Source organism: Embleya scabrispora DSM 41855, from assembly GCF_000372745.1.
Lineage (GTDB): Bacteria > Actinomycetota > Actinomycetes > Streptomycetales > Streptomycetaceae > Embleya > Embleya scabrispora.
In genome coordinates, this window is sequence record NZ_KB889640.1 from 24,437 (window position 1) to 42,649 (window position 18,213).

The window sequence follows — 18,213 nt, forward strand, 5'->3', positions numbered from 1 at the left end:
GTCAACCCTTGACCTCCCGGCCGGACTTGGCCCAGTTGTCGTGCAGTCGGTCGAGGTACGAACTCGCCTGTGAGCCCGGCTTCACGCCGCGTGCGAAGGCCCGCATGTTGCCCGCGCCGGTGTTGTAGCCCAGTGCGAGGAGTTCGTTCTTCGTCAGCGCACCGGCCCACTTCGCGGGCAGTTGCGCGGCCAGGTCGTGCAGGTGCCAGGCCGCGGCCTCGATCGCCAGGTCCGGGTCGTCCGGCAGGTCCCGCCAGTCCCGATCGGCGAAGTCCCGGCCCTGTTTGGCCTCGTCGAAGGCGGCCTTGTGCATGTTCGCGATCCCGAAGGCGGAATCCGGCTTAAGCTTCTGCCAGGCCCGCTCCAGCGCCGAGTCGTGCGGCTTGTACGACTCGTTGTGCAGGATGGCCATCAGCAGCTGCGGATCGATGCCGGCCGCCCGCGCGTGCTTGACCACCTGCGGCGCGTAGCGGGCCGGTTGCCCGCCGCCGCCCTTGGGCGCCGCCGTGTCCGCGACGCCCGGTCCCGCCGAGCCGGACGCCCGGGCGGAACCGGTCTTCGGCGGCTCGCACGCCACCGCTCCGGTGCTCGCCACGACGAGCACCACCGCCGCCGGCCACCACCGATACCCGCGAGACTTCCCCACGCCGCGCCCCTCCGTCCGTACCCCACCCGATCGACCAGCCTACGCGCCGGGCCGCGGCGGCCCCGGTACGACCCGATCCGGGACCGGGCGCGGTCCACCGGCCGCCTACCCGGCCGCCAGGCTCGGGTAGTCCACGTATCCCTCCGCGCCACCCCCGTACAGCCCGCTCTCGCGCGGCGCGTTCAGCGCGGCGCCGGCGGCGATCCGCTGTGGCAGATCCGGGTTGGCCAGGAACAGCCGGCCGAACGCGTAGACGTCGGCGAGGCCGGTGCGCAGCGCCCGCTCGGCCTGCTCCCGACCGCCGGGCTCGGGGCCGTCGTAACTGCCCACGAGCGTGCCCCGCCAGCGCGGACGCAGATCGGCCGGCGCCGGATACTCCCCGGACTGCACCACATGCAGATACGCCAACCCCATGCCGTCGAGCGCGTCCACCAACCGGTGGTAGCGCCCGGCCGGGTCGGACTCGACGATGTCGTGGAGCCGGTTGTCGGGCGAGATGCGCAGCGCGGTCCGATCCGCCCCGATCGCGGCGGCGACGGCCTCGACCACCTCCACCGCGAACCTGACCCGGTCGGCGTGGACGTCGGTGCGCAGGTTGGCGCTGTCGGAAAGGAACTGGGCCAGGAGGTAGCCGTAGGCGCCGTTGACCTCGACGCCGTCGAAGCCGGCGTCGACGGCGTTGCGCGCCGCCGCGGCATGCGCCTCGACCGCCTCGACGACCTCGCCCGCCGACATCGCGCGCGGCCGGACGTAGTCCCTGGGACCCGCGGCGGTGTGGATGGAGCCGTGCGAGACGGCTACGGCGGAGGGCGCGACGGGCTGCGCGCCGCCGAGGAGATCGGGGTGGCAGACCCGGCCCACATGCCACAGCTGGGCGAAGATCCGACCGCCCGCGGCATGCACGGCGCGGGTGATCCGGCGCCGGCCCTCGACCTGGGCGGGATCGGTCAGGCCGGGGACACCGGGGCCGCCCTTGCCGAGGCGGTGCGGCCAGATGCCTTCGCTGACGATCAGGCCGGCGGCGGCACGTTGGGTGTAGTACTCGGTCATGATCGCCGTGGGAACTCCGGTGGCGTCGTCGGCGCGGGAACGGGTCATCGGCGCCATGGCCACGCGGTTCGGCAGCCGGAGGGCGGGCCCGTGATAGGGCTCCAGCAGGGGGGAGCGCACGGTCGTCCTCACAGCGCGACGCGCCGTGGTGTCGAACTCGTGGACCCCGGGCGTGCCGGTGCACCGGATCGGCGACGTGCCGCTGCCCGAGGCGGCTGCCTTCGTGGAACTGCCGCACCGTGCCTACCGGGCCGGCCGAACATCTCCACCGAGGCGATCCGCAGCCGCTCCAGGTGCGGGTCCAGGCCCCGAACCCGACCTGCGCGCACCCGCATGGCGGTGAAGTGGGCATAACCCGCGAAGGCGGGCGGCGCCAACTCCTCGACGCTCGCCGGCCGGCCGTCGCGGAGCGCGACAAAGCCCGCGTGTCCCCTGTGTTCGGCAAGCTCTGCCGACGCCTCGTCGGCGGCGACCGGCGCGGCCTGGACGGCATCCCTACTCATGGCAATCTCCCGGGTCGTGATCGGTCGCCCCCGCCGACGACTCGACCGGAGGGGGTGACCACGAGCGTGCCGCACCGCAGCCGGGTCACCCAGAGCCCTGTTCGGCTTACGACCGGTGGTCCTACCACTGCCAGGGTCAGGCTCGCCCGCCCTCGTGGACCCACCACTGCGGACAATGGACGGTATGAACGATCGGCCCCAGACGGCGCAGACCACGACCGAGACGGCACAGGCGTGGGACCTCGGCGGCGAGCCGATCGATCCACGCGCCGAGATCAGCGAGTTCCTGCGCAATCGACGAGCCCGGCTGCGCCCGGAGGACGTCGGCCTGACCGGTGCGACCGGGCGGCACCGGCGCGTGCCGGGGCTGCGCCGCGAGGAGTTGGCCCAGATGGCCGGCGTGTCGGTCGCCTACCTCACCCGGCTCGAACAGGGCCGGGGTCACAACGTGTCGGAGGAGGTACTCGACGCCATCGCACGCGCGCTGCGACTGACCGACGCCGAGGCCGAGTACCTCGACCACCTGGTCAGGTGCCAGCGCCGCAGGCGCACCACTCCCCCGCGACAGCAGCAAGTACGCGGCGCGCTCCGGGGTTTGCTGTCCTCCTTGGCGGGCGTGCCGGCGTACGTGACCGGGCAGCGCTCGGACATCCTGGCCTGGAACCCGATGGCGGCGGCGCTGTTCGGCGACTGGGACCGACTGCCGCCCCGGGAACGCAACTGGGCCCGGCTGGTGTTCCTGCGCCCGGATCAGCGCCGGCTGTTCGTGGACTGGGAGGCCAAGGCGGCCGACATCGTCGGCGCCCTGCGGCTGGACGCGGGCTGCCATCCGGACGATCCGCAACTGTCCACTCTGGTGGGTGAACTCTCGGTCAAGAGCGAGGAGTTCCGCTGTCTGTGGGCCAGACACGACGTCAGGGAGCAGCACCACGGCACAATTCGCCTGCACCACCCCCTGGTCGGCGACCTGAGCCTGTCCTTCGAATCACTGCGCCTACCCGACGATTCCGAACAGTCGCTGACCATGTACCACGCCGAGCCGGGCTCGACCACGGCGGAAAACCTGCGCCTGCCGGCCAGTTGGGGCGCGGACGCGACCACGACGGAGTCCGGCGCCCGGCGCGCCTGATTGCGGGCGCGACGAACCGGGGTCACCCGGCGGCTCGATTGTGGTGACCGACTACGGGATACCGGCGGCCGGCTTCCCTTCACCGAGCCGAATGCTCACCTGGAAGCCCGCCTCCCGGAAACCCAGGGCGAGCGCCACCCGCTTGGACGGCTCCGGTCGTGCTCGCCATTGCGGAAGCAGGCCGGCGTCCAGGGCGTGGGCCACCGCCGCCGACGCGACGGTCCGCGCCAAACCCCGGCCGCGACTCCCCGGCGCCACCAGCACACCGTGCTGAGCCACGGACCGCGGCCAAACCTGATAGCCGGCCGCCGCGACCACACCCGCACCGGCACGGACGACGAAGACCGGCGACGTGACGTCCGACAAGCCGCTCTCGTCCGCGTCCGCCGCGCCGACCCGGTCCAGGAGGACGGCCATCTCGGCACCGTCGCACGCCACTTCCTCCACAACGGCAGCACCCTCGTGCGGCAGGAAGGCCGCGCGGTCCAGGTAGAGGAGAGAGGCCGGCCCCAGCACGTCGACGACGGCCAACGCCTCGAGCAACCGGTCCGCGGCGACAGGCTCCCCCGCCGGGGCCGACTTCCGGACGGCGCCCGCCAACAACTCGGCCTCCCGCGCGTCGGGCGCGGTGGCGATACCGGCACCGCCGAGCAGTACGACCCCCGCCCACCCGGGCGGGCACAACTGCGAGCCGGGCGAAACCACCACGTCCACCTCACCCGGTGCCGGGAATGCCACCGCGGCCCCCGCGGCCTCGACCCACAACTCCCGAGCCCGGCCGAGCAAGAGATCGCCGTCCATGCCCGTATCGTGCCCGACCCCACGACCCCGAGCGACCGAATTCGCCGGCTCCCCCGCCCTCTTACCGGCCCCGGCCGGACGGATCCGACCGTTTCCGGCTCTCCTCACGAACGCGTGTGGCCGGGGTCGACCGGGCACCCGCCGACGGCCGAGCGGAGCAGTCCGCTCGCCAGGGCGAGCGCGTGCGCCTGTCCGGGGCAGGCGTGCGCGCCGAGGCCGAACGGCGCCTCGGACAGGTCGACTTCCACCAGGGCGCCGTCGGGTGCGATCCGACGGGTGAGCGGTACGGGTGCGTCGGTGCGCCCGGCCGCCAGATTCGCGACCAGGGTTTTGGTCGAGTCGCATGCCTGGACGAGCAGGCCGATGCGGCTAGCGGTGGCCTCGTCGGCGACGCCACCGCAGGCCCGGACCAGTCGCCGCACAGCCCGGTCGGCCGCCTCGGTGATCGGGGTGTGCGGTTGGTAGGACCGGGCCACCACCGCGACGTCGGCCGCGACGTCGGCGGGCAGGTCGAGCGCCTCGGCGAGCACCTCGACCGGCCCCGCGGCGCCGGTCGACGCGCGCTCCAGCAGCGTCCGTGGATCGATCCGGGCCAACTCGGCCATTGCCAGTGCACGTCTGCGCTCGTGCGGGCCACCTTCGCTGAACCGCGCGACCGACGCCCGCAGCCAGGCGACACCCCCGGGCGGCGCATCGGGCACGGAGGGGACCGTGTACGCGGGATTGGTCAGCACGGCGGCGGTTCGCATCGTCATGGGCCCATGCTGGACCCTCGACGCTACGGCCTCGACCGAAATGTCGCCGCGCGCAGCGCGGTTGCGGCCGAACCTTCGCCGGCATGCCCTGACGGGACCGTGCGATCGCGTCGAGTTCAACGGAAATCGCGGGGAACCGCAGGGAACCGCAGGGAACCAGTGAACCAGTGAACCAGTGAACTTGAGCCGCACGCGCGGAGGACCCGGGCCCGTTCGCCGTGCCGTGCGGGACGGAGATCACATCACCGATTCGACCGATGCCGATCGGGCGTCCGGTTCGGCGGTGTGCACCCGGCGCGGCGCGGCGGCGGCCAGGGCGGTGAGCCGCTCGTGTGCCGGGCGCACGTGGGCGACGCACTCCGGGCCGAGCAGGGTGCTGCGCAGGATGTGGGTGTCGTTGCGGTCGGCGACCGCGCGCGGGTGTCGGATCAGGAAGTCCAGGACGCGCACCCGCAGTGTGCTCAGGTGCACGGGGGGTTCGGCATCCGGCGGGTCGGCCTTCACGATGTGCCGGCTGGCGGTCGCCACGGACGACAGGCGCGGGCGGGGTTCGCCGGTGAGGGGCAGGTAGGTCAGGATGTCCAATTCGGGTTCCTGATACAGCATCAGCTCCGGTTCGCCGTCGATCAGGTCGCGCCAGCGGCGGGTGCTTCGGAGCCGGTCGGCGAGCAGCTCGCCCAGGCCGTCGGGGGTCAGCGGCAGGGCCCGCAGGGTCAGCCACAGAGCCGCCGCGGTGGCTCCGGGCGGGGCCTGGTCGAGGCCGGTTTCGCCCGGGCGCCTTCCCTGCCCCGGGCCTGCCTCCTCCGAACCGTTGGTGCCGCGCGTCAACAGCGCGCCGCACGCGTGCGGGTGCAGGCCCCGGCGGTGCGGGTCCACGGCCACCGAGTCGCAGCCGGCGATCGCGCGAAGGTGCCGGGCGGCGGGGGTGCCGCGCAGTTCGACCGCGCCGGCCAGCAGGGTGAAGAACCCGCCGTGGGTGGCATCCACGTGTACGCGCACATCGTGGTTCCGGCACAGCGCCAGGATGTCGGCGATCGGATCGACCGCGCCGAGCGTGTCGGTGCCGGCGCCGACCACGACCGTACCGACGCGTTCCTTGGCCAATAGCGTCGCGAGGGCGTCGAGGTCGATCCGGCCGGCGGCGTCGGTGCGGACGCAGTGCGCCGGCACCCGCAACACGTCGCACCCGCGTTCGTGCGCGGCGTAGCCGTCGGCGCTGTGCGCGATGCCCCGTTCGGGGTGGGCCTCGCGAGCCACCCGGAGGGCCTCCAGGTTGGCCATGGCGCCGCCCGAGGTGAGCCGACCGTACGCCGCCGGCAGCCCGAACATCGCCGCCAGCTCGGCGACGACCTCGTCCGCCAACGCGGCCGTGCCCGGATCGCCGTCGCACACCCGCCCCTCGAGCTCGACCAGCGTGGCGGCGAACCGACCGACGAGCGCGGCCCGGTACGGTGGCTCGACCGGGTGCCCGGCACCGGCCCGGGGCGGGGACGGCCGCCCACCGCGCAGCCGCGCGGCCAGGTCCGCCAGGTGCGGTTCGAAGCGGTCCCCGTCGGCGGCCCGCGCGTCGGCCCACGCGGACCACGTGTCGAATGCCTCGGTCAGCCGGCGACGGGTGTCCATGGTGTCCCTTCGGATGATGCGGCGGTTGACGGATGGCCCGGCAACTCGACACCCTCGACCCGGACCCGGTATCCGCGCGGCGAGGACGCCTCGTGCGGGATCGGGTCGAGCGGGACGCGGGCGGCCGCGCCGTCGGGACGAAACCGGACCATCAGACTTCCCGACCGAATCTCGATCATGCACACCCGAGACCCGGATGGCCGCCGCCCTCGTCCCCGGGGCACCCGCGAGCGCGTATCACCCGAGCCGGGACGAGGCCGAACCGGTACCTCGGTCCCGAAACCGCGGTGGGGCAGGACCGGAGTCCGGGGTCGAGATCGTCACTGTGGTGGTCTACCGCGGTCGCCGGAACCGATGGAATGGAGGGCGACTCCATTCCCGCGAGAAGGGCTCGTCCCGAACTCGCGGCAGACCCGGCCGACCGGCTTCGCGTCCGTCGACCACCGACAATCAGCTAAGGAGACCCGAGAATGGGGTCCGACCATCTTCCGGCGGCCTCGGCGGTTCCCGGCGAGGTCATCACCCTGAGCCCGAGGGCGGGGGCATACGCACGGCTGCGGCGCGCGATCACCGACCATCGTGCGTACCGCAACGAGCTGCTGCTCGTGATCGCCTCCGCCGTCATGGATTCACTCGCCTTCGTCACGACCACCGAGTTCGACTCCGCGGGCGTGACCACGCGGGTGATCGGGTTCGGGCTGGCGACCGCGGGCGGGGCGGTGCTGATCGCGCGTCGCCGGTATCCGATGCAGGTGCTGATCGCCGTCGTGCTGCTCCAGGCGGTCTTCGTCCTGTGCACCGACGCGGCCACGCGCAGCTTCGGCTGCGCACTGATGGTCGCGCTGTACACGGTTTCCCGGTATCGCGGTCCTCTCGACATCGGCTTCGCCGGGTGCCTGGCGGTGGCGGTTCAGCTGCTGCGGGCGCTACCCGGCGCCGGCGAGCCCGTCGCGCAGGCGTGTGCTTCCGGCTTCGGCGGCGCCGCCCTGGTGATCACGGTCGGCGTCGGCACCGCCAAGTGGCAGCAGCAACTGGCCATCAATCGGCAGTTGCGCGCGGACCGGGCGGTGACCGAGGAGCGCCGGCGGATCGCCCGCGAGCTGCACGACATCGTGGCGCACCACATCACCACGATGTACCTGATGTCGGGAGGCGCTCGGGCAACCCTGGAACGCGATCCCGAAACGGCCCGGGAGGCGCTGTTCACGCTGGAGGCGTCCGGGCGCACCGCGCTCGGCGAGATGCGCCAGTTGCTCGGCGTGCTGCGCAGCACCGACGGCCCCGAGGAAGCACCGTCGGAGCCGCAACCGGGGATGCCCGAGATCCATCGGCTGATCACCGAGTCGCGTGCGGCCGGCCTGCCGATCGAGTACGAGGAGATCGGCGAACGGCGGTCGTTGTCGGCCGCGACCGGACTGACCCTGTACCGGATCGTGCAGGAGGCACTCACCAACACGCGCAAGCACTCGGGGGCCGCCCGGGCGTCCGTACGGGTTCGGCATCTGCCCGATCGGGTCGTGCTGGAGGTGCTCGACGACGGCGCGGGCGGCTCGGCGCCGCCGAGCGGCATCACGGGCAGCGGCTACGGCCTGATGGGCATGCGTGAGCGGGTGACCCTGCACGGCGGCACCCTGGAGGCCGGACACCGTCCGGAAGGCGGTTTCCGGGTCGTCGCCGACGTGCCCCTGCCGCCGAGCGAACCCGCCTGGACCGGCTGACCCGCCGACTCGTCCCGGCCCCGTCCGGTCCGTCCCGCCCGCGCGGGCGGGAAGGACCTCGGGCTCACGGCCCTTCGCCCGTCTTCGCGTCCACCGCGTACAACGCGCCGTCCGCCGTCGCCGCGTACACCATCCGGTCGGCCACGACCGGCGCGGTCTTGATCGCGCCGGTCGTGCTCCGGGTCCACCGGACCTCGCCCGTGCCGGCGTCCAGCGCGTACAGATTGCGGTCCTCGCTGCCGGCGTGAACGAGGCCGTCGGACACCGCCAGGGGCGCGCGCACCGGGCCGCCCGGGGTGCTGCTCCAGCGCTCGACGCCCGTGCGGGCATCGAGCGCGATGATCGTGCCTTCCGCCGAACCGACATAAAGCATCCGGTTGTGCGGCGCCAGGCCGGTCACGGTTTTACTCCCGAGCGCATACTCCCAGGACATCTTTCCGGTGGACGTGTCGAAGGCGCGCAGCACCTCGGGCACGTCCGCGTCGACACCCGCGTGATAGGCGGTGTAGTCCGCGAACGCCACTTGGGCCCACGGGATTCCGGTCGTGTCCGAGGCCCACTCCGGCACGCCGGTCAGGTGGTGGATCGCGTACAACTGGGGCTTTCCCGAGGCGGTGCGGCCGGTGCAGAACACCCGCCCGTCCGCGACCACGGGATCCCACGGGCCCTCGCCGGCCGGATCGAAGGTCCAGATCTTGGCGCCGTTCTGCGCATCGAGGCCGTACAGCCGACCGTCCCAGCCCGCCGCGACCACGACGCCCTTCCAGGTCGCGAGCGGGTCGTTCACCACGTTGTTCGTCGCGAACTCCCAGCGCTTGCTGCCGGTGCCGGCGTCGAACGCGTAGACCAGCCCGTTGTCGCGACCGCCGACGTAGACCACACCACCGGTGGCGATCGGGGTGCCGAGCACCTCGCCGGTCGGGTGCTCCCAGCGTTTGACGCCGGTCGCCGCGTCGAGCGTGTACAGCTTGTCGAGGTGGCCGATCACGTGCACGACCCCGCCGGCCACCAGCGGCCGCTCCAGCAGGCCGTCCGCCTCGAAGGACCAGCGCTGCGTGCCGGTGGCGGTGTCGATGGCGTACACGTGGTGGTCGTCACTCGTGATGTACGCGGTGTCCGCGACGATCGTGGGCGCGGTGTTGATCGCCTCCCGCGCGGCGAACCGCCATCCGATCGGGCGGGGCGCGCCGGTGGACGCGCCGGCGAGCGGTTTGGCCGAGGCATCGGCGGACGGTGTGGCGGACTTGCCCGGGCGGGCCGGCCCCCCTCGTCCGGTACCGGTCCCGGCGCCGCGGTTGTAGAGGGACAGCCACACCCCGGCGCCCACGACGCCGAGTCCGCCGACGAGCACCCCCCGGCGACCGATCTGCGGCCGAGTGCCGCGGTCGAGCACCACCGTGTCCGTGCCCTCGGCGAACGGCCGGAGCAGGCGCGCCACTTCGGCGGCATCGCGCGGTCGGTCGGCCGGTTTCTTGGCCAGCATGCGCAGCACCACGGCATCGAGCGCCGCCGGGACGTCCGAGCGCAGCCGACTCGGCGGATCGGGCGCCGTGCGCAGGTGCGCGTACATCAGCGCCACCGGCTCGCTCGTACCGAACGGCTTATCTCCGGTGAGGAGTTCGTGCAGCACCCAGCCGAGCGAGTACAGGTCGCCGCGGGCGTCGCCGGAGGTGCCGCGCACCCGCTCGGGCGGCATGTAGCCGAGCGTGCCGATCAATCGGGTCGACTCCCGGGTCGCGGCGGCGTAGCGGGCGATGCCGAAGTCGAGGACCTTGATCGTGCCTTCGGGGGTGAGCATCAGGTTGGCGGGCTTGACGTCGCGATGCACGATGCCGGCCCGGTGCGCCGCGTGCAGCGCGACGGCGGCCTGCGCCACCCGGTCGGCGGCGATCGGGACGGGCGGCGGGCCGTCCTCGCGCAACACCCGGGCCAGGTCCCGGCCTTCGACGTGCTCCATCACGAGGTAGAGCGTGCCGTCGGCGGCGTCCCGCCCCACGTCGTGAACGGTGACGATACCCGGGTGGTCGACACCGCCGGCGGTGCGCGCCTCGCGCAGGAACAGTGCGGTGTCGCCGTCGTCGGCACCGGTGCGCAGCAGCTTGACCGCGACTCGCCGGTCGATCGTCAGGTCGCGGGCGGCCCACACCTCGCCCATGCCGCCGCGGCCGAGCAGTGTCGTCAGTTGGTAGCGCTCGGCCAGGATCCGAACCGTCATCTTCCTGGATTCCCCCCGTCCGGTTCCCGATCCACCGACCGGGATACGGGGTTCGGGCCGCATCCTACGGCGATCCGCCGGCGACGAACGCGCGCAGGTCACCGGTGCGGTGCCGCCGGTGTGTGCCGCGCGCCGGTACCCTCCTGGGATCTCGGCGCGTGCGCGAGCGCGCCGGGTGACCCGCTCGCCCGTACCCGACCCAGGGAGAACGCACAGTGGACGCTGACGTGATCGTCGTCGGGGCCGGGCTCGCCGGTCTGGTGGCCACCCACGAACTCACCGCGCGGGGCCGGAAAGTCGCGCTGGTCGACCAGGAGGGCCCGGCGAACCTGGGCGGGCAGGCGTTCTGGTCGTTCGGCGGACTCTTCCTGGTCGACTCGCCCGAGCAACGCCGGTTGGGCGTGCGGGACTCCTTCGAACTGGCCTGGAGCGACTGGCGCGGCAGTGCCGGGTTCGACCGACTCGACGACGAGGACTCCTGGGCGGTGCGCTGGGCCCGCGCCTACGTCGAGTTCGCCGCCGGCGAGAAGCGCTCGTGGCTGGCCGGCCACGGCATGCGTTTCCTGCCCACGGTCGGCTGGGCCGAACGCGGCAATCTGCGCGCCGACGGGCACGGCAACTCGGTACCCCGCTTCCACGTCGCGTGGGGCACCGGCCCGGGCGTGCTGGAGCCCTTCGTCCGGTCGGCCCGCCGAGCCGTCGCCGACGGGTTGCTCACCTTCCACCATCGGCACCGGGTGGACGAGTTGGTCGTCGAGGACGGCGCCGCCCGCGGGATCCGCGGCCGGGTCCTGGCCCCCGATTCCGCCCGCAGGGGCGCGCCGAGCAACCGGGACGAGGTCCGCGACTTCGAACTCACCGCGCAGGCGCTCGTCCTGACCACCGGCGGGATCGGCGCCGACCACGACCTGATCCGCCGCCACTGGCCCGCCCGGATGGGCAGCGCACCCGCGAGCATGGTCACCGGCGTACCCGCGTACGTGGACGGGCGCATGCTCGACATCGGCGCCGCGGCCGGGGTCCGGGTGGTCAACCGCGACCGGATGTGGCACTACACCGAGGGCCTGCGCAACTGGGACCCGATCTGGCCCGGCCACGGCATCCGGATCCTGCCCGGCCCGTCCTCGATGTGGTTCGACGCGCTCGGGCGCCGGCTGCCCGAGCCGTGCCTGCCCGGCTACGACACCCTGGCCACGCTTCGGCACCTGCGTACCACCGAGGATCTCGCGGACCACGACCACTCCTGGTTCATCCTCACCCAGCGGATCATCGAGAAGGAGTTCGCCCTCTCCGGTTCCGAACAAAACCCCGACATCACCGCCAAGGACCGGGTCGGCTTCCTGCGCGCCCGCCTGATCGGCAAGGGCGCACCGGCTCCCGTGGAGGCTTTCAAACGGCACGGCGCGGACTTCGTCGTCGCCGACACCCTGGACGAACTCGTCGCCGGCATGAACCGCTCGACCCCCGAGCCGCTCCTGGACCCGGCGCTGATCCGCCGTCAGATCGAGGCCCGCGACCTACAGATCGCCAACCCGTACGGCAAGGACGCGCAGATCCAGGGCATCCACAACGCCCGCCGCTACCTGGGCGATCGGCTCGGTCGGGCCGCCGCCCCACACCGCGTCCTGGACCCGGCGGCCGGCCCGTTGATCGGCGTCAAGCTGCACATCCTCACTCGCAAGACGCTCGGCGGCATCCAGACCGACCTCGACGCGCGCGCCCTCGGACTCGACGGACGGCCCATCGACGGCCTGTACGCGGCCGGCGAGGTGGCCGGCTTCGGCGGGGGCGGCGTGCACGGCTACAACGCCCTGGAGGGCACCTTCCTGGGCGGCTGCCTGTTCGGCGGTCGACTCGCCGGACGCGCCGCGGCCCGCGCGACCGGCGGGTAGGACCGGTCCGGTCGCGTAGGGCCGGCGGTCGCGGGAGCCCGCCCGGCGTGTCCCGATCGCCGGAACGCTCGGCCCCGCGCGCGCCGGTCCGTTCGTAGCCTTGCGGCCTTCCGTCCCGTGGGGGACGGGGAGACCGGAGGCACACATGGGCGACGAGACGCATCACCATGTCATCGTCGGAGGGAGCGCGGCCGGCATCTCCGCCGCTCTCGCGCTGCGCCGGCACGGCTTCGCCGGGCGCGTCACCGTCGTCGAGGCGGGTCACGAACTCCCGTACGAACGACCACCGTTGTCGAAGGCGTTGGCCGGCGGCGAGCACGCCTTCCTGCATGCGATCCTGCCCCGGCAGGCGTACGCCGAGCACCGCATCACCCTGCTGCCGGCCACCCGCGCGCTGGCCGTGGACCCCCGGCGCCGGGCCGTCGAACTGGACGACGGACAGACGCTGTACGCCGATCGTGTCCTGCTGGCCACCGGTGTGCTCCCGCGCACCCTGCCGGTGCCGGGCGCCGAACTGGCCGGCGTGCTGACCCTGCGCGACGTCCGCGATGCCCGGGCGCTGGCCGCCCGCCTGCGCGCGGGCGGGCCGGTGGTCGTGGTGGGCGGCGGCTTCATCGGCCTGGAGGTCGCGGCGGTCGCGCGCGAGGCCGGCCTGGACGTCACCGTGGTCGAAACGGGCGCCCGGCCGTTGGAGGGCCCCCTCGGTCCGGTGTTGGCGTCGCGGGTGACGGCGCTGCACGAGCGGGCCGGGGTGCGGCTGCGCACCGGGGTGTCGGTGGCCGCGTTCACCGGCACGACCCACGTCACCGGGGTCCGCCTCACCGACGGGCGGGTGCTGCCCGCCGCGACCGTGGTGGTCGGCGTCGGGGTGCGACCCGACACCGCGCTCGCCGAGGCCGCCGGCGTGCTCTGCGACGACGGCATCGTCGTCGATCGGCACTGCCACACCAGCGTGCCGTGGATTCTCGCCGCCGGCGACGCCACGAACCAGCCGCATCCGCACCTGCCCACCCGGGGCCGGATCGAGCACTGGGACAACGCCATGCAGCAGGGCGCGGTCGCCGGGGCCGTGCTCGCGGGCGTCCTGGAAAGCCACACCGCGCTGCCCTACTTCTACTCCGAACAGTACGGCCGGACCCTGCAGATGTACGGACGCCCGGCCCCCGGCGACGAGTTCGTGCCACGCGCCGAGGCCACGTCCGCGGTGGATTCGGTGGACCCGGCCGAGGCGGACGAACCGGAGGACGGCGGCTTCCTCGGCTTCTGGACCCGAGAGGGCGTCCTGGTCGCCGCCGCCGGCCTGGACCGTCCCCGCGAACTGCGCGCGGCACGCACGCTCATCGAGCGTCGTGTACCGGTGGACGCCGCCACGCTGGCCTCCCCCACGACCGACCTGCGGGCCCTGGCCAGGACTTCCGCCCCGCCCGGCCCATCGGTGGCCCGGCTCCGCTCCCGCCCGCAGACCCGATCACCGCACGCGGGCGGCACGAGCGGCACGAGCCTCGCGAGCGGCAAGGAGGCACCGTGACCGAGCACCCCACCGACCCGCGGATCGCCCGCGTCGCGGACCGCCTGTACGAGGCCGACCGCAGCGGCGCGGCCATTCCGCCGATCCGCACCGAACTGCCGGACGCCGACCCGGCCGCCACCGGTTACGCCGTACAACGCCACAACGTCGCGCGCTGGATCGCCGAAGGCCGCCGCCCGGTCGGCTACAAGATCGGTCTGACCTCCGCCGCCGTACAGCGCCAACTCGGGGTCGACCGACCCGACTTCGGCACCCTCTTCGCCGACATGGCGTACGCCGACGGCGCCGAACTGCCGCTCGCCGGCCTGATCCGGCCGCGCGCCGAGGCCGAGGTCGCGCTGGTCCTGGACCGCGATCTGGACCTGGGCCGGCATACGATCGTCGACATCCTGCGGGCCACCGCGTTCGTGCTGCCCGCGCTGGAGATCGTGGACAGTCGCATCGCCGACTGGGACATCGCACTGGTGGACACGATCGCCGACAACGGCTCGTCCGGGGCGTTCGTACTGGGCACCGTCCCGGTCTCGCCCGCCGCGGTGGACCTGGGCAGTTGCGTGATGACGCTGACCCGCGCCGGCGACGCGGTCTCCTGGGGCACCGGCAGCGACTGCCTGGGCCACCCGCTCACCGCCGCCGTCTGGTTGGCGGACACCCTCGGCGCACTGGACACCCCGCTGCGTGCGGGCGACATCGTGCTCACCGGCGCGCTGGGCCCGATGGCCACCCTGGGCGCCGACGACCACCTCACCGCGCACATCACCGGCCTCGGGTCGGTCGGCATCCGGACCGGGAAGTGACACCGTGATCGATTCCAGCACGGCAACGACATCGACGACGTCCGTCGAAGGCCGCCGAGCCGCGCCGGCGAAGGTCGCGATCATCGGCTCGGGCAACATCGGCACCGACCTGATGATCAAGGTGCTGCGCACCTCCTCTGTCCTGACCATGGGCGCCCTGGTCGGCATCGACCCCGACTCGGACGGCCTCGCCCGAGCCCGCCGGCTGGGCGTGCCCACCACGTCGGACGGCGTCGACGGGCTGCTCGCGCTGCCCGACTTCGACGAGATCGCCGTGGTCTTCGACGCCACCTCCGCCCGCGCCCACCACCGCCACGACGCGCTCCTGCGCGCGCACGGCAAGCGGGTGATCGACCTGACGCCCGCCGCGATCGGGCCGTTCGTGGTCCCGGCGGTGAACCTGGACGCCCATCTCGCGTCGCCCAACGTGAACATGGTGACCTGCGGTGGCCAGGCCACCGTGCCGATCGTCGCCGCAGTCGCCCGCCGGGCCCCGGTGATCTACGGCGAGATCGTCGCCTCGATCTCGTCCCGCTCGGCCGGCCCCGGCACCCGCGCCAACATCGACGAGTTCACCGAGACCACCTCCCGGGCCATCGAGCGGGTCGGCGGCGCCCGACGCGGCAAGGCGATCATCGTGCTCAACCCGGCCGAGCCGCCGCTGATCATGCGGGACACGGTGATCTGCCTGACCGGTGACGGCGATCCGGCCGAGATCGCCGAGTCGGTGAACGCGATGGTCGCCGACGTGGCCGCGTACGTGCCCGGCTATCGGTTGCGGCACCCCGTACAGATCGACCCGGTGGACGCGGACCTGCGCGCCCGGCTGCGGCCCGACGAGGCGGACCGGGCCCGCTGGAAGATCACCGCCCTACTCGAAGTCGAAGGCGCCGGGCACTACTTGCCCGCCTACGCCGGAAACCTCGACATCATGACCTCCGCCGCGCTCCGGGTCGCCGAACGAGTCGGCGCCCTCGCCTTCGAAGGGCCTGCCGCATGACCCCCCGTCTGTACATCCAGGACGTCACCCTCCGGGACGGCATGCATGCCGTCGGTCACCGCTATCGGCTGGAGACCGTGCGTGCCGTCGCCCGCGCGCTGGACGCCGCCGGCGTCGACTCGGTGGAGATCGCACACGGCGACGGCCTGGCCGGATCCAGCTTCACCTACGGGTTCGGCGCCCACTCGGACGACGAGTGGATCGCCGCGGCCGTCGCCGAACTCGGCTCGGCCACGCCCGCCACGCTCATCCTGCCCGGCATCGGCACCGCCGACGACCTGCGTCGCGCGCATGCGCTGGGCATCCGCTCGGTACGCGTGGCCACCCACTGCACCGAGGCCGACATCGCCGCCCAGCACATCGCGCTGGCCCGCGAACTGGGCATGGACGTCTCGGGGTTCCTGATGATGTCGCACATGGCCGAGCCGGATCGACTGGCCGGTCAGGCCAAGCTGATGGAGTCCTACGGAGCGCACTGCGTGTATGTGGTGGACTCCGGCGGGCGGCTCACCATGGACGGCGTCCGGGACCGGGTCCACGCCTACCGCGACGTGTTGCGCGACACGACCGCCATCGGCATCCACGCCCACCACAACCTGGCTCTCGCGGTGGCCAATTCGGTCGTCGCCGTCGAGGCCGGGGTCACCCGGGTGGATGCCTCGCTCGCCGGGCAGGGCGCGGGTGCGGGCAACTGCCCGATCGAGGCGTTCGCCGCGGTCGCCGACCTGCACGGCTGGTCGCACGGTTGCGACCTGTTCGCGCTGATGGACGCGGCCGACGATCTGGTGCGCCCGCTTCGGGAACGACCGGTCCGGGTGGACCGGGAGACCCTCACCCTGGGCTACGCGGGCGTGTACTCCTCCTTCCTGCACCATACCGAACGCGCCGCCGCCCGCTACGGCCTGGATACCCGGGACGTGCTGATCGAGGTGGGCCGGCGCGGCCTGGTCGGCGGCCAGGAGGACCTGATCGTCGACGTCGCCCTCGACCTGGTCGACGCCCGCTCGGCCACGACGGCATAGCGGCGGCCCTGGTCGCAACATCCGGACCGACGCGAAGGCCGCTCCGCCCGCGACGATTCGTCGCGAGCGGGGCGGCCTTCGCGTATGACCGAGCGTCCCCTCGGTCGGAAGCTGCGTGCGGCAGGGCCGCCGACGGCCGGCGTTTGTTCGCGGACGACCCGCGTGCTCACGAGGCACGGGTCCACCCGGGAAACGGACCCGGCGGGTGTCGCGAGCCGACCTCCGAACAATCCATGCACAACGCGTCGACCAGCGTGCCGATTCGGCACGCTGGTCGACGTTGTCGGGCTTCACCCGTGGTGGGTCACCCGGCCTGCGCTCCGGGGGACGTGTGCCGGCGCGGGATGCCGGTGGTGCTGATGTCGATCACCGCTCCCGTCGTGGTCGCCGACTCCCTCGCCGCGAGCAGCACGTACGGTCCGACGCCGTCCTCGGCGCGCACCGCGACGCCGAGCGCGGACTGCTCGGTCACGATGCGGTCGATGGGCACCTCCCGGGCGATCGTGGTGTCCGCCAGCCCCATCGCCTTCGGTCCGCTGAGGCCGGTGGCCATCGGGCCCGGGGCAACCGCGTTCACCCGGATGTCCGGGGCCAGTTCGTAGGCGAGTTGGCGCACCAGGCCCAGGCCCGCGTGCTTGGCCGCGGTGTACACCGGTCCGCCCCCGGGACCGGGGTAGAACGAGGCGTTGGACAGGGTGAACACGATGCTGCCGCGCGACCTGCGCAGCAGCGGTACCGCGGCCTTCGCGCCCAGCAGGTAGCCCTTGACGTTGACCGCGAACAACTCGTCGAAGCCGGCGGCCAGGACGTCGGCGGGCGTGTCGGTCAACGAGCGGGCGAAGTCCCACAGTCCGGCGTTGCCGACGAGGGTGTCCAGGCCGCCGAACGCCTCCTCGGCGCACGCGCACGCGCGCTCGTGGGCCTCGTAGCGGGTCACGTCGCCGACGACGGTACGGATCGCATCGCCCAACGCGGTGGTGAGTTCGTCCAGCCGCTCGGCGGACCGGTCGAGCACGACCACCCGCGCGCCCTCGGCGACGAAGCGCTCCACGACGGCCCGGCCGACGCCGGATCCGCCGCCGGTGACCAGGATCGACGAGCCCTCAAGCCATCCCATGGCCGGCCCCTTCCGCGTCCCGACGGCCCGCGTTCGAACCGATCGCGCCCGGGCAGTGCCCGTCGACCCGATCGTCGCCGCCCCGTTCGATACGCACATACACATCCGCCCCGTCGACCCGCACCTCGTGCGTGGCCAGCGGCCGACACGCGGGTGTGGCGAGCGCCGCGCCGGTGCGCAGGCAGAACTTGGCCAGGTGCAGCGGGCATTCCACCGCACCGTCCTCGACCCAGCCGTCCGCGAGGGAGAAGTCCTCGTGGGTGCAGGTGTCGTCGACGCAGAAGAACTCTCCGTCGGACCGGAACACCGACACCGGTGGTGTGGTGTCCAGCCGCAGGGCCTGATCCTCGGGGATCTCGTCGATCCGACCGACTCGGATCCACGGCTTTCGTGTGTACTCGCTCATAGGAAGATCCC

15 protein-coding genes and 1 pseudogene are annotated in these 18,213 nt (G+C 73.1%); 7 read left to right on the top strand and 9 right to left on the bottom strand.

What is annotated here, in order from left to right; all coding sequences use genetic code 11:
- Position 1: 1 nt before the first annotated feature.
- From A3IC_RS54485 to A3IC_RS67435, 3 genes and pseudogenes are all read right to left on the bottom strand, one after another.
- The gene (locus tag A3IC_RS54485) at positions 2 to 646 is read right to left on the bottom strand and encodes a transglycosylase SLT domain-containing protein (protein WP_040876635.1); all 645 of its coding nucleotides are present in this window, start codon (positions 644 to 646) and stop codon (positions 2 to 4) included.
- A gap of 105 nt (positions 647 to 751) precedes the next feature.
- The gene (locus tag A3IC_RS0114620; protein WP_020550789.1) at positions 752 to 1,816 is read right to left on the bottom strand and encodes an oxidoreductase; all 1,065 of its coding nucleotides are present in this window, start codon (positions 1,814 to 1,816) and stop codon (positions 752 to 754) included.
- Positions 1,817 to 1,947: 131 nt separating this feature from the next.
- Positions 1,948 to 2,073, bottom strand: a pseudogene (locus A3IC_RS67435) (branched-chain amino acid aminotransferase); the annotation flags it as partial.
- 310 nt (positions 2,074 to 2,383) lie between these two features.
- On the opposite strand from A3IC_RS67435, the gene A3IC_RS0114625 reads away from it, so the two are divergent.
- Positions 2,384 to 3,328 carry a helix-turn-helix transcriptional regulator gene (locus A3IC_RS0114625; RefSeq protein WP_020550790.1) on the top strand — a complete coding sequence of 315 codons (945 nt, stop codon included), beginning with the start codon at positions 2,384 to 2,386 and terminating at the stop codon, positions 3,326 to 3,328.
- Between the two features lie 51 nt (positions 3,329 to 3,379).
- Here the strand turns inward: A3IC_RS0114625 and A3IC_RS0114630 are convergent, their stop codons facing one another.
- The 3 genes from A3IC_RS0114630 to A3IC_RS54490 all read right to left on the bottom strand — a co-directional run bounded on the left by A3IC_RS0114630 (position 3,380) and on the right by A3IC_RS54490 (position 6,507).
- The gene (locus A3IC_RS0114630; protein WP_020550791.1) at positions 3,380 to 4,129 is read right to left on the bottom strand and encodes a GNAT family N-acetyltransferase; all 750 of its coding nucleotides are present in this window, start codon (positions 4,127 to 4,129) and stop codon (positions 3,380 to 3,382) included.
- A 104-nt stretch (positions 4,130 to 4,233) separates the two neighbouring features.
- Positions 4,234 to 4,884, bottom strand: a complete 651-nt coding sequence (locus tag A3IC_RS0114635; RefSeq protein WP_020550792.1) for a hypothetical protein — start codon at positions 4,882 to 4,884, stop codon at positions 4,234 to 4,236.
- Between the two features lie 237 nt (positions 4,885 to 5,121).
- Positions 5,122 to 6,507, bottom strand: a complete 1,386-nt coding sequence (locus tag A3IC_RS54490) for an aminotransferase class I/II-fold pyridoxal phosphate-dependent enzyme (protein ID WP_020550793.1) — start codon at positions 6,505 to 6,507, stop codon at positions 5,122 to 5,124.
- 470 nt (positions 6,508 to 6,977) lie between these two features.
- On the opposite strand from A3IC_RS54490, the gene A3IC_RS0114650 reads away from it, so the two are divergent.
- Positions 6,978 to 8,225, top strand: a complete 1,248-nt coding sequence (locus A3IC_RS0114650; protein WP_020550795.1) for a sensor histidine kinase — start codon at positions 6,978 to 6,980, stop codon at positions 8,223 to 8,225.
- Positions 8,226 to 8,289: 64 nt separating this feature from the next.
- Here the strand turns inward: A3IC_RS0114650 and A3IC_RS0114655 are convergent, their stop codons facing one another.
- A complete protein-coding gene (locus tag A3IC_RS0114655) occupies positions 8,290 to 10,440 on the bottom strand; it encodes an outer membrane protein assembly factor BamB family protein (RefSeq protein WP_026218265.1) in 2,151 nt (716 codons plus the stop codon).
- A gap of 215 nt (positions 10,441 to 10,655) precedes the next feature.
- On the opposite strand from A3IC_RS0114655, the gene A3IC_RS0114660 reads away from it, so the two are divergent.
- The 5 genes from A3IC_RS0114660 (at position 10,656) to dmpG (ending at position 16,679) form a co-directional block, all read left to right on the top strand.
- A complete protein-coding gene (locus tag A3IC_RS0114660) occupies positions 10,656 to 12,332 on the top strand; it encodes an FAD-binding dehydrogenase (RefSeq protein ID WP_026218266.1) in 1,677 nt (558 codons plus the stop codon).
- A gap of 145 nt (positions 12,333 to 12,477) precedes the next feature.
- Positions 12,478 to 13,860: an NAD(P)/FAD-dependent oxidoreductase gene (locus A3IC_RS54495; RefSeq protein ID WP_020550797.1), complete on the top strand. Its 1,383-nt coding sequence runs from the start codon at positions 12,478 to 12,480 to the stop codon at positions 13,858 to 13,860.
- A complete protein-coding gene (locus A3IC_RS0114670) occupies positions 13,857 to 14,657 on the top strand; it encodes a 2-keto-4-pentenoate hydratase (RefSeq protein ID WP_020550798.1) in 801 nt (266 codons plus the stop codon). The genes A3IC_RS54495 and A3IC_RS0114670 overlap by 4 nt, the downstream gene beginning before the upstream one ends.
- 112 nt (positions 14,658 to 14,769) lie before the next feature.
- Positions 14,770 to 15,657 (top strand): acetaldehyde dehydrogenase (acetylating), encoded by an 888-nt coding sequence (locus A3IC_RS0114675; RefSeq protein WP_245599304.1) that lies wholly within the window; start codon positions 14,770 to 14,772, stop codon positions 15,655 to 15,657.
- The gene (gene dmpG, locus A3IC_RS0114680; protein ID WP_020550800.1) at positions 15,654 to 16,679 is read left to right on the top strand and encodes a 4-hydroxy-2-oxovalerate aldolase; all 1,026 of its coding nucleotides are present in this window, start codon (positions 15,654 to 15,656) and stop codon (positions 16,677 to 16,679) included. The genes A3IC_RS0114675 and dmpG overlap by 4 nt, the downstream gene beginning before the upstream one ends.
- A gap of 304 nt (positions 16,680 to 16,983) precedes the next feature.
- Here dmpG and hcaB read toward each other — a convergent pair whose 3' ends face one another.
- The gene (hcaB, locus tag A3IC_RS0114685; protein ID WP_020550801.1) at positions 16,984 to 17,796 is read right to left on the bottom strand and encodes a 3-(cis-5,6-dihydroxycyclohexa-1,3-dien-1-yl)propanoate dehydrogenase; all 813 of its coding nucleotides are present in this window, start codon (positions 17,794 to 17,796) and stop codon (positions 16,984 to 16,986) included.
- Positions 17,783 to 18,202: a bifunctional 3-phenylpropionate/cinnamic acid dioxygenase ferredoxin subunit gene (locus tag A3IC_RS54500; RefSeq protein WP_020550802.1), complete on the bottom strand. Its 420-nt coding sequence runs from the start codon at positions 18,200 to 18,202 to the stop codon at positions 17,783 to 17,785. The genes hcaB and A3IC_RS54500 overlap by 14 nt, the downstream gene beginning before the upstream one ends.
- Positions 18,203 to 18,213 lie beyond the last annotated feature (11 nt).

Excerpts from the sequence above, each read along its gene's own strand:
- A3IC_RS0114625 (WP_020550790.1), top strand. The coding sequence starts at position 2,384 with ATGAACGATCGGCCCCAGACGGCGCAGACCACGACCGAGACGGCACAG.
- A3IC_RS0114630 (WP_020550791.1), bottom strand. The coding sequence starts at position 4,129 with ATGGACGGCGATCTCTTGCTCGGCCGGGCTCGGGAGTTGTGGGTCGAG.
- A3IC_RS0114635 (WP_020550792.1), bottom strand. The coding sequence starts at position 4,884 with ATGACGATGCGAACCGCCGCCGTGCTGACCAATCCCGCGTACACGGTC.
- A3IC_RS54490 (WP_020550793.1), bottom strand. The coding sequence starts at position 6,507 with ATGGACACCCGTCGCCGGCTGACCGAGGCATTCGACACGTGGTCCGCG.
- A3IC_RS0114650 (WP_020550795.1), top strand. The coding sequence starts at position 6,978 with ATGGGGTCCGACCATCTTCCGGCGGCCTCGGCGGTTCCCGGCGAGGTC.
- A3IC_RS0114655 (WP_026218265.1), bottom strand. The coding sequence starts at position 10,440 with ATGACGGTTCGGATCCTGGCCGAGCGCTACCAACTGACGACACTGCTC.
- A3IC_RS54495 (WP_020550797.1), top strand. The coding sequence starts at position 12,478 with ATGGGCGACGAGACGCATCACCATGTCATCGTCGGAGGGAGCGCGGCC.
- A3IC_RS0114675 (WP_245599304.1), top strand. The coding sequence starts at position 14,770 with ATGATCAAGGTGCTGCGCACCTCCTCTGTCCTGACCATGGGCGCCCTG.
- dmpG (WP_020550800.1), top strand. The coding sequence starts at position 15,654 with ATGACCCCCCGTCTGTACATCCAGGACGTCACCCTCCGGGACGGCATG.
- hcaB (WP_020550801.1), bottom strand. The coding sequence starts at position 17,796 with ATGGGATGGCTTGAGGGCTCGTCGATCCTGGTCACCGGCGGCGGATCC.
- A3IC_RS54500 (WP_020550802.1), bottom strand. The coding sequence starts at position 18,202 with ATGAGCGAGTACACACGAAAGCCGTGGATCCGAGTCGGTCGGATCGAC.